Annotated in this window: 11 protein-coding genes and 3 pseudogenes; 2 read left to right on the top strand and 12 right to left on the bottom strand. The window is 70.7% G+C overall.

Features of this window, described 5'->3' with window-relative positions:
* Nucleotides 1–26 precede the first annotated feature (26 nt).
* Entirely contained in the window at nt 27–4,085 is a 4,059-nt protein-coding gene (locus tag ACWGI8_RS01615; RefSeq protein ID WP_453657665.1) for a molybdopterin-dependent oxidoreductase, read from the top strand.
* A gap of 130 nt (nt 4,086–4,215) precedes the next feature.
* Here ACWGI8_RS01615 and ACWGI8_RS01610 read toward each other — a convergent pair whose 3' ends face one another.
* From ACWGI8_RS01610 to ACWGI8_RS01590, 5 genes and pseudogenes are all read right to left on the bottom strand, one after another.
* Nucleotides 4,216–6,180, bottom strand: coding sequence for an ABC transporter permease (locus tag ACWGI8_RS01610; protein WP_453657609.1), 1,965 nt, complete (start codon nt 6,178–6,180; stop codon nt 4,216–4,218).
* An 87-nt stretch (nt 6,181–6,267) separates the two neighbouring features.
* Nucleotides 6,268–7,077 carry a molybdate ABC transporter substrate-binding protein gene (gene modA, locus ACWGI8_RS01605; protein ID WP_453657607.1) on the bottom strand — a complete coding sequence of 270 codons (810 nt, stop codon included), beginning with the start codon at nt 7,075–7,077 and terminating at the stop codon, nt 6,268–6,270.
* Between the two features lie 102 nt (nt 7,078–7,179).
* Nucleotides 7,180–7,572, bottom strand: a complete 393-nt coding sequence (locus ACWGI8_RS01600; RefSeq protein WP_453657605.1) for a TOBE domain-containing protein — start codon at nt 7,570–7,572, stop codon at nt 7,180–7,182.
* Nucleotides 7,573–7,748: 176 nt separating this feature from the next.
* Entirely contained in the window at nt 7,749–8,258 is a 510-nt protein-coding gene (locus tag ACWGI8_RS01595; protein ID WP_453657603.1) for a molybdopterin-dependent oxidoreductase, read from the bottom strand.
* 146 nt (nt 8,259–8,404) lie between these two features.
* Nucleotides 8,405–8,692, bottom strand: a pseudogene (locus ACWGI8_RS01590) (hypothetical protein); the annotation flags it as partial.
* Between ACWGI8_RS01590 and ACWGI8_RS01585 the strand changes: the two are divergent.
* A pseudogene (locus ACWGI8_RS01585) lies at nt 8,685–8,858 on the top strand (PucR family transcriptional regulator); the annotation flags it as partial. The pseudogenes ACWGI8_RS01590 and ACWGI8_RS01585 sit on opposite strands and share 8 nt — an antisense overlap.
* A 13-nt stretch (nt 8,859–8,871) precedes the next feature.
* Here ACWGI8_RS01585 and ACWGI8_RS01580 read toward each other — a convergent pair.
* The 7 genes and pseudogenes from ACWGI8_RS01580 to ACWGI8_RS01550 all read right to left on the bottom strand — a co-directional run bounded on the left by ACWGI8_RS01580 (nt 8,872) and on the right by ACWGI8_RS01550 (nt 14,082).
* Entirely contained in the window at nt 8,872–9,267 is a 396-nt protein-coding gene (locus tag ACWGI8_RS01580) for a TOBE domain-containing protein (RefSeq protein WP_453657601.1), read from the bottom strand.
* Between the two features lie 150 nt (nt 9,268–9,417).
* Nucleotides 9,418–11,868, bottom strand: a complete 2,451-nt coding sequence (locus ACWGI8_RS01575) for a SpoIIE family protein phosphatase (RefSeq protein WP_453657599.1) — start codon at nt 11,866–11,868, stop codon at nt 9,418–9,420.
* 79 nt (nt 11,869–11,947) lie between these two features.
* Nucleotides 11,948–12,151, bottom strand: coding sequence for a hypothetical protein (locus ACWGI8_RS01570; protein ID WP_453657597.1), 204 nt, complete (start codon nt 12,149–12,151; stop codon nt 11,948–11,950).
* Between the two features lie 73 nt (nt 12,152–12,224).
* A pseudogene (locus tag ACWGI8_RS01565) lies at nt 12,225–12,410 on the bottom strand (CorA family divalent cation transporter); the annotation flags it as partial.
* Between the two features lie 474 nt (nt 12,411–12,884).
* Nucleotides 12,885–13,079, bottom strand: coding sequence for a hypothetical protein (locus tag ACWGI8_RS01560; RefSeq protein WP_453657595.1), 195 nt, complete (start codon nt 13,077–13,079; stop codon nt 12,885–12,887).
* Entirely contained in the window at nt 13,076–13,852 is a 777-nt protein-coding gene (locus ACWGI8_RS01555) for a hypothetical protein (RefSeq protein WP_453657593.1), read from the bottom strand. Before ACWGI8_RS01555 ends, ACWGI8_RS01560 begins: the two co-directional genes overlap by 4 nt.
* Nucleotides 13,849–14,082, bottom strand: coding sequence for a hypothetical protein (locus ACWGI8_RS01550; RefSeq protein WP_453657591.1), 234 nt, complete (start codon nt 14,080–14,082; stop codon nt 13,849–13,851). The genes ACWGI8_RS01555 and ACWGI8_RS01550 overlap by 4 nt, the downstream gene beginning before the upstream one ends.
* Between the last annotated feature and the right edge of the window lie 60 nt (nt 14,083–14,142).

The following is a 14,142-nucleotide window of genomic DNA, read 5'->3' as shown; positions in this document are numbered from 1 at the left end:
AGGACTCGTCGACGGCCGTATCCCAGGTGCGGACGGTCTGCTCGTACTGCGGTGTGGGCTGCGGGATGGTGCTCGACATCGCGTCCGGTCCGGACGGCCGCCGTAAGGTCCTCAAGGCATCGGGGGACAAGGCGCATCCCGCCAATTCCGGCCGACTGTGCACCAAGGGCGCGACGACGGCGGACATGCTCGCCGCCCCGGGCCGGCTGACCACCGCACTGACGCGGCCCGAGCGCGGCGCCGAGCCCGTACCCGTCGGGGCGGACGAGGCGATCACGCGGACGGCCGGGCGGCTGCGGGCGATCATCGACGAGCACGGCCCGGACGCCGTCGCGTTCTACGTCTCCGGGCAGATGAGCCTGGAGGCGCAGTACCTGGCGAACAAGCTGGCCAAGGGCTTCATCCGCACCAACCGGATCGAGTCCAACTCCCGGCTGTGCATGGCCGGCGCCGGCACCGGCTACAAACTGTCCCTGGGCGCCGACGGCCCGCCCGGTTCGTACCAGGACTTCGAGCACGCGGACGTCTTCTTCGTCATCGGCTCCAACATGGCCGACTGCCACCCGATCCTGTTCCTGCGTCTGATGGAACGGGTGAAGGCCGGGGCCAGGCTGATCGTCGTCGACCCGCGGCGCACCGCCACCGCCGACAAGGCCGACCTCTTTCTGCAGATCAGGCCGGGCACCGACCTGGCCCTGCTGAACGGCCTGCTGCATCTGCTGGTGGAGAACGGCCACACGGACCCCGGCTTCATCGCGGAGCGCACCGAGGGCTGGGAGGGGATCTTGGAGTTCCTCGCGGACTACCCGCCCTCGACCGTCGCCGGGATCACCGGCATCCCGGAGGCCGACATCCGCCGGGCGGCGGAGTGGATCGGCGGGGCGGGGGAGTGGATGAGCTGCTGGACCATGGGGCTCAACCAGTCCACCCACGGCACCTGGAACACCAACGCACTGATCAATCTGCATCTGGCGACCGGCGCGATATGCCGCCCGGGCAGCGGCCCGTTCTCGCTCACCGGCCAGCCCAACGCCATGGGCGGCCGCGAGATGGGCTACATGGGGCCCGGCCTGCCCGGACAGCGGTCGGTGCTCGTGGACGAGGACCGTGCCTTCGTCGAGGAGCTGTGGGAACTGGAGCCCGGCACCGTACGCAAGGACGGATCCGGCAAGGGCACCGTCGAGATGTTCCAGCGCATGGCGGACGGCGAGATCAGGGCGTGCTGGATCATCTGCACGAACCCGGTCGCCTCGGTGGCCAATCGCAAGACGGTCATCAAGGGTCTGGAGGCGGCGGAACTCGTCATCACCCAGGACGTGTTCGCCGAGACCGAGACCAACGCCTACGCCGACGTCGTGCTCCCCGGCGCCCTGTGGACCGAGACCGAAGGCGTGCTGATCAACAGCGAGCGCAACCTCACCCTCGCCCGGCCTGCTGTGGACCCGCCGGGGGAGGCGCTCGCGGACTGGCGGATCATCGCCCGTGTCGCCTGCGAGATGGGCTACGAGCACGCCTTCTCCTACGACAGCGCCGAGGAGGTCTTCGAGGAGATCAAACGCGCCGCGAACCCGAAGACCGGATACGACCTGCGGGGCGTGACCTACGAGCGGTTGCGCGAGACGCCCGTCCAGTGGCCGGCCGCGACCGCCGACGGCCCGGACCGCAACCCCATCCGCTACCTGGGCGACGACGGCGGGCCGGTGTTCCCGACGGCGAGCGGACGCGCGGTCTTCTTCGCCCGCCCGCACGTCCCCGCCGCGGAAATGCCCGACGACGACTACCCGTTCGTCCTCAACACGGGCCGGCTCCAGCACCAGTGGCACACCCTCACCAAGACCGGAAAGGTCCCCAAACTCAACAGGCTCAACCCGGCGCCCTTCGTCGAGCTCCACCCTGACGACGCGGAGCGGCTGGGGATCGCGGAGGGCGACTCGGTGGAGGTCGCCTCCCGGCGCGGCCGGGCCGTGCTGCCCGCCGTCGTCACCGACCGGGTGCGCCCGGGCTGCTGTTTCGCGCCGTTCCACTGGAACGACCTGTTCGGCGAGTACCTGAGCATCAACGCTGTGACCAGCGACGCCGTGGATCCGATCTCCTTCCAGCCCGAGTTCAAGGTGTGCGCGGTGACGCTGGCGAAGGTCGCCGCTCCGGCCCCCGGGACGTCCGTGCCCGTCGTCGCCCCCGCCGAGGAGCCGGCGGTCGTCGTGCCGTCCGCCGTCACCCCGGGCGCGGCAGGGGTGTTCGGGCTGGAGAGCACGCCGCCGCCGGTGCTCGCCGAGCACGAACGCCAGTACCTCGTCGGCTTCCTCGCCGGGCTCGAATCGGGCGCGCCCGGTGTTCCCGTGCTGCCGCCCGGTGCGCCGTTCGGCGAGGAGAACGCGCGATGGGTGAACGGTGTGCTCGCCGGCATGTACTCCAGGGCCCCGCAGACCGCAGAGGAACCGACGCCACCAGCCATTTCCCCCGGCCGTGAAGTGGTCGTGCTGTGGGCCTCGCAGACCGGCAACGCCGAGGAGTTCGCCGCGGCCACCGCCGAACGGCTCTCCGCAGCCGGGCACCGTCCCGCGCTCGTCGGCATGGCCGACACCGACCCCCGCGCCCTGCCCGCCACGGCCGACCTGCTGCTGATCACCAGTACGTTCGGCGACGGCGACGCCCCCGACAACGGCTCCGGGTTCTGGGACGCCCTGTCCGCGCCCGACACACCGCGCCTGGACGGCCGGCGCTATGCCGTGCTCGCCTTCGGCGATTCCGCGTACGACGACTTCTGCGGCCACGGTCGCCGGCTGGACCGGCGCCTGGACGAACTGGGGGCCGTGCGGCTGGCCCCTCGCACGGACTGCGAACCGGACTACGAGCCTTCTGCCCACGCCTGGCTGGAGCAGGTCCTCACCGAACTCACCGGACAGCCGGCGACCGGTGCGGCCCCCGCCCCGGCCGCCGCACCCGTCCGCAGGACGAAGCCGGCCCCGGCCGCCGCCCGTCTGACCGGCAACCGGCTCCTCAGCCTCCCGGGGGCGGGCAAGGAGGTCCGACGGTTCACCTTCGACACCCGGGACAGCGGGACTCCGCTCGTCTACGAGGCCGGCGACGCACTCGGCGTGCACCCCGTCAACTGTCCCGACCTCGTGACCGAATGGCTGGCCGTCACGGGACTCGACCCCTCCGCCCCTGTCGGCATCGACGGCATCGACGGCATCGGCGAGGCCGGGCTGGCCGACGCCCTGCACCGCCACCTGGACATCACCAAGCTCACCCCCGCCCTCCTGGGATTCATCACCGAGCGCACCGGCGACCGTGATCTGAAGAAGCTGCTGCGCCCCGACAACAAGGGGGAGCTCGCGCGGTGGTCCTGGGGCCGCCAGGCCGTCGACGTCATCGCCGAGCACCCGGTCCGTGCCACGGCTCAGGAGTGGGCCGGTGTCCTGGGGCGCCTGCAGCCTCGCCTGTACTCGATATCGTCCAGCCCGCTCACCGACCCCCAGGAGGTGTCGCTGACGGTCTCCGTCGTCCGGTACGACAACGTCCACGGCCGCCCCCGCAAGGGCGTGTGCTCGCCGTTCCTCGCGGACGCCGTGCCCGGCGCCGCGGTACCGGTCTTCGTTCAGCGCTCCCCCCACTTCCGGCCTCCGGCGGATCCGGGAACCCCGATGGTGATGGTCGGCCCGGGGACAGGGGTGGCTCCCTTCATCGGCTTCCTCGACGAGCGCCGCGCCCGCGGCCACCGCGCCCCCAACTGGCTCTTCTTCGGCGAACAGCACCGCGCCACCGACTTCTACTACGAGGACGAACTGACCGCGTTCCTCGCCGAGGGCACTCTGACCCGGCTCGACACCGCCTTCTCGCGCGATCAACGCGCCAAGGTCTATGTCCAGGACCGGATGCGCGAACACGGCCCCCAGCTCTGGTCCTGGCTCCAGGACGGCGCCCACTTCTACGTCTGCGGCGACGCCGCGCGGATGGCCAAGGACGTCGACCGGGCGCTGCGCGACATCGCCGTCACGCACGGCGGCCTCGATGAGGACGGAGCGGCTCTGTACGTCAAGCAGCTCGTCGCCGGCAAGCGGTACGTTCGCGACGTCTACTGATCTGCTACTGATCTGCTACTGACCTGCTACTGATCCGCGTTGGTCCACCGGGAACGCGCAACCGGTGGTGGCCAGGGCGTCCTGGCCCCGCTGGTCACCGTCTGCCCGGGTCGCTGCCGACGGGACCGGCTCACAGGGCCACCGCGGTTGCCTCGGTCGCCTTGACGCTGGTCCAGACGGGAGCGCCGTCGGTGAGGCCGAGGTCCGCGAGAGCATGCGGGGTGATCTCGGCGACGAGGTCCGGGGCCTGGTCGGAGGTGATCAGGATGCGCAGCCGGCTTCCGCTGCCGGTGATCTCGCGTACGGTGCCGGGCCAGACGTTGCGGGGGCTGCCGGCGGGCTTGTCGCGGTGCACGGCGACGGCTTCCGGCGCGATGATCGCGAGGGCGTTCGTGCCGGCCGGGAGCGGGTCGGCGACGATGAGCGTGCCGCCGCCGGCGAGTTGGATGCCGTCGGCGGTGGCGGTGCCGGGCCAGGCGTTGCGGCCGAGCATCCGGGCGACCCAGGGTGAGCGGGGGTGCCGGGTCACCTCGGTGGGCGGGGCGTCCTGCAGGGCACGTCCGTCGTCGAGGACGAGGACCCGGTCGGCGAGCGCGACGGCCTCGACCGGGTCGTGGGTGACGATCAGGCAGACGCCGCCGAAGCCGTCGAGATGACGGCGGAGGGTGTGCCGGACATGGGCGCGTGTGGTCTGGTCCAGTGCGGCGAGCGGCTCGTCGAGCAGGAGGAGCCTCGGTCGTGCGGCCAGCGCGCGGGCGAGCGCGACACGCTGTGCCTGACCGCCGGAGACCTGGGCCGGTTTGCGGTGCGCGAGGTGTCCGACGCCGAGCCGGTCCAGCCACTCCTGGGCGCTGCGGCGGGCCTCGGCGCGCGGGATTCCGTGAGCGCGCAGCCCGTATGCGGTGTTGGCAAGGGCGTTCATGTGCGGGAAGAGGGCGCCGTCCTGCGGGACCCAGGCCACGTGGCGGCGGTGCGGCGGCAGGTCGGTGACGTCGCCGTCGCCGAGCCGGAGTTCGGCGTGGGCGCGCGGGGTGAGGCCGAGGAGTGCGCGTAGCAGCGTGGTCTTGCCTGCGCCGTTCGGACCGACGACGGCGATGGTGGTGCCCGGTTCGGCGTCCAGCGTGAGCCGGTTGAACCCGGTGACGTCGGCGTGCAGGGACCAGCGCTCCTGCGCAACGCCATCGTCTGTGTCGGTGTGCTCGGGGACGTGGACGGGGACGGGGACGGGTGCCCGGGTCACACCCGGTTCGGCCTCGTCCGCCGGGGGCACGGGTACGTGCGAGCGGGCGGCGGGTGTGACGCCCCAGCGGCCGCGCAGCGCGATGAGGACGAACATCGCGATGGCGAGCAGCAGCAGGGAGACCGATGTCGCCGCCTCGGGCTCGTCCTGGAGCAGCAGGTAGACCTGCAGGGGCAGCGTCTGTGTGGTGCCGGGGAGGTTGCCGGCGAACGTGATGGTGGCGCCGAACTCGCCCAGCGCGCGTGCCCAGGTGAGGGCCGCGCCGGCGACGAGGCCCGGGGCGACCATGGGCAGGGTGACGGTGAAGAAGACCCGCACCGGCGAGGCGCCCAGGGACGCGGCGGTCTCCTCGTAGCGGGGGCGCAGTCCGCCCAGTGCGCCTTCGAGGCTGATGACGAGGAACGGCATCGCGACGAAGGTCGCGGCGAGGACGGCGCCCGAGGTGTGGAACGGCAGGGTGATCCCGAAGGTGTCCTCCAGCCAGGGGCCGAGCAGACCCCGCCGGCCGAAGGCGAGCAGCAGCGCGACTCCGCCGACGGTGGGCGGCAGGACCATCGGCAGCAGTACGAGGGACCGGACGAACGCCTTGCCCGGGAACGGAACGCGCGCCAGCAGCCACGCGAGCGGCACGCCGAGGACCAGCGACAGGCCGAGTGCCCAGAACGAGACCAGCAGGGAGAGCCGCAGCGCCTGGGTGGTCCCGGGGGTCGTGAGATGGTCCGCGAGTTCGCCCCACGGTGTCCGTACCAGGATTCCGATCAGCGGCAGCAGCAGGAACGCCACCGCGAGCAGGGCGGGGATCGCCAGGGTGACCGGGGTGCGGGGGCCCGGTGCGCGACGGCGGGTTCGTTTCATCGGTGGACCCCTGGGACGCGGGTGACGGACGGGGAAGGGCTGCCCGCTTCCCGGGAACGGGCAGCCCCCTCAGGGCAGTCGCCGGGACTACGGCTGCTGGAAGCCCGCGTCCTGGAGGATCTTCTGCGCCTCGGGCGAGGACAGCCACGCGACGAACGCGGCGGCCGCTTCCGCGTTCTTGGACTGCTTCAGCGTGGCGGCCGGGTATTGGGCGATGGCGTTCTGCGCGTCCGGGATCTCGACCGCGTCGACCTTGTCCGTGGCGGATTCCGCGTCGGTCTTGTAGACGAGACCCGCGTCGGCCTCGCCGAGTTCGACCTTGCTCAGCACGGCCCGGACGTTCGGCTCCTGGGAGACCGGCTTCACCGTGATCTTCTGGGCGTCGAGGATCTTCTTGCTGTACTTGCCGGCCGGCACCTCGGGGGCGGCGAGTACGACCTTCAGCTTCGTGTCCGCGAGGTCCTTGAGCTCGTCGACCTTGTGCGGGTTGCCCTCGACGGTGGCGATGACGAGGCGGTTCTTGGCGATGACGGCCGGGGTGCCGGTGTCCGTCTTCACGCTGTCCATGCTCTTGGTGTCCGCGGTGACGAGCGCGTCGGCCGGGGCACCCTGCTTGACCTGGGCGACCAGCTCCTGCGACCCGGCGAAGGAGAACGTGATCTTCGTGCCCGGGTGCTTCTTCTCGTACGCGGCGCCGGCGGTCTTGAAGACGTCGGTCAGGGAAGCGGCCGCCAGCACCGTCAGGTCGGCCTTGGGAGCTCCGGCTGCGGACTCGGTCGCCTTTGCGTCGCCACCGTCCTTCTTGGAGTCGTCGTTGCCGCAGGCGGCAAGCGGGACGAGGAGGGCGGCGGTCAGTACGGCAGCGGCTGCGCGGCGTCTGGTGAAGGTGCGGGACATGAGGGTGGGACTCCTTGGGGACATGGCGGGCTTGGTGCCGTCCGAGCGGGATGGTGATGAGCCGCGCCGGTGACCGGCGACGCCGCTTGGTTGCGCAAGGGGTCAGGTGCGGTCGATGTGCACGCTGGTCGACTTCACGCGGGCGGTGGCCTGCATGCCGACTTCGAGCCCCAGTTCCTCGACGGCCTCCCGGGTCAGCAGCGAGACGAGCCTGTGCGGGCCTGCCTGGATCTCGACCTGGGCCGCGACGTCGCCGAGCTTGACCGCGGTGACGATGCCCGGGAAGGCGTTGCGCGCCGACGTGTAGGAGGCGTCGTCCTCGCCGCCGCCCTGGGCGACCTCGATGGAGAAGGCGGCCAGGTCCCGGCCGTCGATGAGGCGGCGACCGCTGTCGTCGCGATGGGTCGCGACCCGGCCGGCGTCCGCCCAGCGGCGCGCGGTGTCGGGACTGACGCCCAGCAACCGTGCCGCCTGTCCAATGGTGTAGGACTGCATACGCGCCACGCTAGAGCCATCGATCTGGCATCTGCAAGTCTAGGTGTGATTATCCATCGCAGATGCCAGTCTTATAGGAGGAAGGTCCAGCGGACCTGTGTGACGGTGTCGCTGCGGTGCGCGGGTGAGAGGTCGCGCTTCGAACCGGACGCAGACGGATCCGCGAGCGGGCGGGCTCAGGAGTCCGCGCGCATGTCCATGACCGCGTCGGGCAGGCGGCAGGCGCCGAGCCAGATGCCGGTGATCGCGCTGATGTAGCGCGCGCCGCAGCGGTCGGAGGGTACGACGAGCCGGGTGCCCTCGGCGTCGAGGTCTTCGCCGTCCAGGCGGGTCGCCAGCAGCACGGGCGTGTTGCCGAAGTCGGCGTCGATCTCCCCCCATGACAGGACGGCGTGGTGGCCGTCGTCGCCGCTGACGGACAGCAGGAAGCGGGAGCGGTCCTTGCGCCGTCGGGGGTCGAAGGCCGGACGCGCGTCGCTCACGACCTCGCGCAGCAGGGGGCCCCGGAACGTGTGGTGCTGCGGCCCGCTGGTGGCGCAGTCGAAGATCACATCGGCCCGGTGCTGCTCCCAGTTCCGCCGCAGGTCCGCGACGGTCAGCGTGGCCGGCTCCGCCACGTCGCCGCACACGGCGAAGGATCTGGTCCGGGCGGCACGTGCGTCGGCCGGGGCGCTGAGTCGACTCATCGGATTCCCCTTCGGGCGGTCGCTGCGGCATGACTGCCCAGTGATACCCGACCGTCGGCCCGGAGAATCGTGTTTGCGGGCCCCAAGGCCCACAACCCTTCGCGATTGTGAGCTTGCTACGAATGTCCGGGGCGCATCTTCCAGGTCTATGCGCCAAGGCTCCGGTCCTCCGTGGCTGAGGCACGGGCGCGGCGATCGAGGGCGAGCCAGACACGGTCCCGGGTGACGGGCAGTTCGGTGAAGCGGATGCCGGTGGCGTCGCGCAGGGCGTTGGCGAAGGCGGGGGCGACAGGGTTGAAGGGGCTCTCGCTCATCGATTTGGCGCCGAGCGGGCCGATGGCGTCCGCGGTCTCCATGAAGTGGACCTCGGTGCGCGGGATGTCGGCGTACTGCGGGAGCCGGTAGCGGCGGAAGGCCGCCGTGGCGACCTCGCCGGTCTTCCTCGCACACAACTGTTCATGGGCCAGGACCGCCGCGGCCCTCCATCTGCACGTGAACACCGTTCACTACCGCATCCAGCGCATCGAAGCCCTGACCGGACGTGACCTCTCCCGACTCGACGACAGACTCGACCTGCGTGCCGCGCTGCTCTGCCGCTGATGAGCCCCGCTGTTCACGGCAGGTCGATGTGGACGTTCGTCGACTTCACCCTCGCCGTGACGGTGACTCCGACGGCGATGGCGAGTTCGTCGACGGACTCCCGGGTCACCAGTGAGACCAGCCGGTGCGGACCGGACTGGATCTCCACCTGCGCGGCCACGTCGTCGACGTGCACGGCGGTCACGATCCCGGTGAACGAGTTGCGCACGGAGGTGGACACCGAGTCCGGTACCGGATGCATGCCCGCAGCCCGCTCCTTCGCGAACGCCGCCAGGCTCACCCCGTCGATCATCCGGTTCCCCGAGCCGTCCCGGTCCATGTGCAGCCGTCCGCCGTCCGCCCACCGGCGAACGGTCTCCGAACTCACTCCCAGCAGCCCTGCTGCCTGACCAATGCTGTACGACGGCACATCCGCACTCTAAGCCAGGCCCCCACGCCTGCCCGCCCCAGCATCGGTGCACGGTGCCCGGTGCCCGGCGCCGGGTGCCGGTGGATGTACGGGGGCGACTTTGACAACGCAGCGAAAAACCTTCGGCGCAGCCACCCTCGGTCACCGGGATCATGCGTGACCGGCGAGGCGCTGATTGCCGCGGGCTGCGCTCAACAGGGCGTCCTGACCCTGATTCCGGGAGAGGTCCTTGGGGATGGCCAGCTCGGCCCAGATCGTCTTCCCGGAGGAGGTGTACCGCGTGCCCCAGCGCTGGGACATCTGGGCGACGAGGAACAGGCCGCGGCCGCCCTCGTCGTCCCGGCGCGCTCGCCGCAGGTGTGGTGCGGTGTGTGCGCTGTCGGAGACCTCGCACAGCAGGCAGCGATCTCTGATCAGCCTCAGCACGACCGGTCCGGTGGCGTACCGGATGCCGTTGGTGACCAGTTCGCTCACCACGAGTTCGGCAGTGAACGAGAGCTCGGACAGGCCCCAGGTCCTCAGCTGGCGTTCAGTGAGCGTACGAGCGTGGGCCACCATGGCCGGATCGGACGGCAGCTCCAGGTCCGCCACCTGCTCGGCGTCGAGCCGCCGGGTGCGGACGAGCAGCAGCGTGGCGTCGTCCACCTGCGGCCCGGGCGGCAGGGCCGACAGCGCCCGGTCGCACAATTCCTCCAGCGGGCATCGCTGCCAGGTGAGCACCTCGGCCAGGCGGTCGATTCCGCTGTCGATGTCCTGGCCCCGGTCCTCCACGACGCCGTCGGTGAAGAAGGCCAGCACGCTGCCGTTGGACAGGTCCAGCTCGACGTTCTCGTACGGCAGAACGCCCAGGCCCAGGGGCGGTCCCGGAGTCAGCGCGGACATGGCCACCGAGCCGCTCGCATCGGCAACCATCGGCGGGGGATGGCCCGCGCTGGCCCAGACGCACCGGCCGCTGACCGGGTCGTAAATCGCATACAGACAGGTCACCACCATCGCCTCACCGCTCAGCCCGTCGTCCGCGTCGGGCTCCGATTCCTGCGCGACCAGGTCGTCCAGCCGTGTGAGCAGCTCGGCCGGGTCCAAGTCCAGCAGCGCAAGGGTCCGTACGGTGGCGCGCAGCCGGCCCATGGTCGCTGCGGCGTGCATACCGTGGCCCACCACGTCGCCCACAGTCAGTCCCACTCTGGCCCCGGACAGCGGGATCACGTCGAACCAGTCGCCGCCCACGCCCACGCGGCTGTCGGCAGGCAGGTAGCGGTACGCGACGTCGACCGCGCTCTGTTGAGGCAGGTGCCGTGGCAGCAGGCTTCGCTGCAGTACCAGGGCCGCCGCATGCTGGCTGGTGTACTGGCGGGCGTTGTCGATGCCGACGGCGGCCCGCTCGGCCAGCTCCATGGCGAGTGTCTGCTCCTCGGGGCCGAAGGGGTCGGGGTTGCTGTTGCGCCGGAAGGTGGCAAGGCCCAGGACGGCCTCGCGGTTGAGCAGCGGGACGAACAGGCTGGAGTGCGAGGCGGTCGACCCCGCCTCGCCCGGTGCTTCGGGAGGGGAGGCGCCGACGACGCAGCGGCCTGTGGCAAGGCTCAGAGCCTGCGGTGACGACGGAGGGTAGGAGACGGGGCTGGTCCGGAACTCCTCCGGAGTCCGGCCGTGCATCCGCAGCAGTCCATGTCCCGGCGCCGAGCGCGTCGGCGGCTGCCGTCCCTCGATGACCGCCGGAGGCAGATCCACCAGCACTTCGTCGGCCAGCTGCGGTACCGCCACGTCGGCGAGTTCCGCAGCCGTACGACGCACGTCCAGCGAGGCGCCGACGCGCTTTCCCGCCCGCACCAGGAGCGACAGCCGTTCCTGGGCGCGGTAGCGGTCGGTGATGTCCAGGGACTCCTCGAACAACCCCAGCGGCTCGCCTCGGGCGTCCACCAGCCGGTGGTACGAGCAGGACCAGACGTGCTCGCGCACCGGGTCGGCGGGGGCGCGCCCGCGGTAGTGCATGCCGACGATCGGTTCCCCGGTCGTCAGCACGTGATGCATCACCTGGTCCTCGTCCGGAGGGTGGTGGCGGGAGATGAATTCGCCTTCCGGAAAGAGATCCGCGGCCGACCGACCGACGTACTGGGCGATACCCCCGAGCTCCAGATCGGTGGAGACGTTCCCCCAGACGACGCGCATGTCGGTATCGAAGATCGTCAAGCCCACGGAAGACTCGGTCGCCAGGCCCTGGAGCATCGCCAGCTGCGCCTCCCAGCTGCGGAGCGCCTCCAGTTCGGCAGCCATCACGACGGTCGCGGCTCCGCTCCGGTGCGACAGCGGGCTGAACGTCACGGCCGCGCGCACCGTACGTCCGTCCCGGTGGCAGAGGTCCAGGACGATGCTGCGGGACTGGTGCGCGTTGCAGAGGGCGGACAGGCGCCGGCCGGAGGTCGTCGCCAGCAGCCGGGCGGCCGACTGGCCGAGTGCCTCTTCGGGAGAATGCCCGAGGAGGCGCTGGGCAGAGGATCCCCACCCGACAATGCGGCCTTGGTCGTCCAGTACCACGGTGGCGGCCTTGGAGGGGTCCAGGGGACTGTGGAAGTCGACGTTCGCCGCATTCGGAAAACGATCCATGGCACCGCTTCCCTTCGTGCTCCCCCAGCATCCCGTGCCACAAGACGGACGACAACCGCACGCGCGATCTCCACCCTGATCACACAGGGTGATCGCTGAACACTTCCCGGATGCGACGCGCGATGCTCTTGAGAACGGTCACGAACCGGCCCGCACGGGAGACCACTCGCTCCGGCGCGACCGGCGCGCGGTGGCCGTGCGTCCGGATCTCCCGCTCGTGCATGTCCCGGTCGAGCTGGTCGCCGCGGTTGAGGGCGCTTCGCACTTCCCAAGCGCCGCGCATTCTCCCCAGATTCTCCCCAGCGGCCGAGCGGCACCTTGCGTGATCATTTGTTATCGAGGATATTCCGGTGTCGTTACAGCCAGTCCCGCCGTTTGAAGATGAAGTACAGGCTCACGCAGACGACGCCCATCAGGCCGATTGCCAGGGGGTAGCCGAACTCCCAGTGCAGCTCCGGCATGTTCTGGAAATTCATGCCGTAGATGGTGCCCACCAGGGTGGGGGCGAACAGGATGGCTGCCCACGCTGAGATCTTCTTGAAGTCGTCATCCTCGGGGCGCTGACCTGCGCAGATTGCTCCAGAAGGCCGCCTGAGCTGCGGCTTTGCATCTTTCCGGGGCTTTCACCGTGCTGCAGATTTGCGCGGTCGACTCCCCCCAGACACTCCCCAGCGGTGGTCATTCTCCCCAGATTCTCCCCAGCGAAAGCTGCGCTGAGAGGGAGCAGCCGCTGGTGGGGCCGTCGTCCTGCGTGCGAACGTCGACTACGTAGCGTTCGGAGGCTGAGCGGGCATGTTTGGGCTGCGCCCGCCCGGACGGGTTCGTAGGGCCCAGGGCGGAGGTGACTGCGATCTCGAGTCGCAGTCACCATCCTGGCCCCACTGCGCTGTCCCTGAGGCCGGCCACCACCACCGGATCGCGCGTGTGACCGTCCCCTCGAGACGTCCCGCTCGCCGGCACCGCTCACGCCGCGCCCACATGGCTCGTGTCTCGCAGGAGGCAGCACTGCCCCGTGATCAAGGAACAACGTCTCCAGGATCGTCGGCGTGGTGGCCGTGAATGCGGTACACGAGCTCGTCCGGGTGACGCGTGACCCTGGCCAGCCGCCACGCCGCGTCGTATGGCCTGCGGCCGCGGTCACGGGACCACAGCCAGAGGGCGAGCAGACTGGTGAGCGGGTCGAGCAGCCAGCGCAGTATGGAGGTCTTCACTGCTCGTCCTCCGTTGCGAAGGGGATGCTTGCGGGGGACGGCGCCACGGGCTCCAGGGCGTCGGACGGCGACGGCCAGGGGAACCCATCTGCCCAACCCATCTGCTCGAAGAGCGTGCGGGCGGTGGCCATGAACCGCGCCTGCCGCCCCGGCGCGGAGTCCAACTGCTCCCAGACGTAGAGGAGGGTGTGCGCGAGCCGCTCGGCTTGCGTGCGCTCGGTGACCGACGTCCCCACCAAGGGCAGGATCGTGTTCTTGAACGCTGTCCAGTCGAGGGCCGACAGGTCGTCCAGATGTCGCTCCAGCCACCGCAGGCGGGCGGTGTCCCGGTCCGCGCACACGGTTTGAGCCAGCTCCTGTCGGCACAACCGGTCCTGCGCGAGCCGGAGTTCCACGTCGCGCAGGGCGTTCTGGTGCCTCTGGGCCCGGTCGGCATCCTGCTGGGGGAGCAGCAGGGTGAGTCGTGCCCTGAGCCAGATGTCGGGACGGCTGTCGGGGCTGTGCCACGGCGAGACCGCCAGGGTGAGCCTCTGCCGAGCGCACTCCAGCTCCTCGGGACGGTGCTTCCCGGTGATACTGCGGCCGAGTTCGTCCAAGGCGAGGCGGGCCGCCGCTCGCGCGGCGGTCCCGTGGTGGCTCCCGGCCGCCCGGGGAGGGACCAGATGGGTGAGAGTGCCGCGCGCGAGAAAGCGGATGCCCGGTAGGCAGGTGGGCCAGTACGCAGTGAACCGGCCGACCCGCTGTCTCCACCAAGGACCGGGACGATCGGTCACGCCTCCGATGCCTTCCGGACGAGGCTGTAGTGCTGCATGGCAGAGCCGAGGATGTCCCGCCAGAACGGCCGGACCACCGCCCCCTCGGCCACCAGGAGCCGGTCGAGCCGCAATCGCAGCCGCGGCGGGGCGAAGACCTCCGCGAGCAGGGCGACCACCGTGTTCCTGTGGTCGGCGTCATGCTCGAACCGCTCCTGCCACGAGGTGAGCTGGTCGAGCACGGCGTCCACGGCGTCGTCGGTGGACAGCGCCTGCCAGGCATGGACGAAGTGCTCCCTGCTGGACGCGTC

This window comes from Streptomyces sp. NPDC054841 (assembly GCF_053611045.1).
This window is presented reverse-complemented; position numbering and strand designations above follow the sequence as displayed.